A 538-nucleotide genomic window follows, 5' to 3' on the forward strand; every position below is an offset into this window, starting at 1 on the left:
CTCTCTACATTTAATGCATCATGAAAGTCTTTATTGGATTTGATGTTTACAAAAACATAACTCGGAAATAATGGAATTTCAATTTTCTTGGTTCGGTCACTCCATTTTCTAATACTGGTGGCCATAGGTAAAAAAGCTTCTAATTTTTTCTCCATTAACTCTTTGTAAACTTTACTTTCATGTCTGTACTTTACGTAAAGAACATGCCAACCTTTTTTTCGATCCATATTATTTGGTTTTTTCGTCACCGGACATAGCTGCGCTATTACCAGTCACATGGTTATTTTTTTTAGATACGTTTTTTGGTTTAATAGCTTTACCTTTTTTTACTCGAAAGTAATTTTGGTAATCGTGTTTTTGTTGGAACTCTCAAGGTAATTTTTGATTCCTTTCGAGTGTGTTGTAAAAATCTGAAAGCTGCTAATACAACTACTTATTTTTACTGAAGTAAATTTACAATACAGGTTTTCAAATTCTACTACACCAAAGTGTAGTTCAATTGGTTAGCCTTAAATACTACCTTATTGGGTAGTTTATC

1 protein-coding gene is annotated in these 538 nt (G+C 31.4%); it reads right to left on the minus strand.

Annotated elements, in window-relative coordinates; genetic code table 11:
- On the minus strand, positions 1-227 hold a 227-nt coding region (locus tag JO950_RS22000; RefSeq protein ID WP_202704549.1), incomplete at its 3' end, for a UpxY family transcription antiterminator.
- Positions 228-538: the final 311 nt, after the last annotated feature.

Origin of the sequence: Flavobacterium sp. UGB4466 (genome assembly GCF_903469665.1) — a bacterium.
Lineage (GTDB): Bacteria > Bacteroidota > Bacteroidia > Flavobacteriales > Flavobacteriaceae > Flavobacterium > Flavobacterium lipolyticum.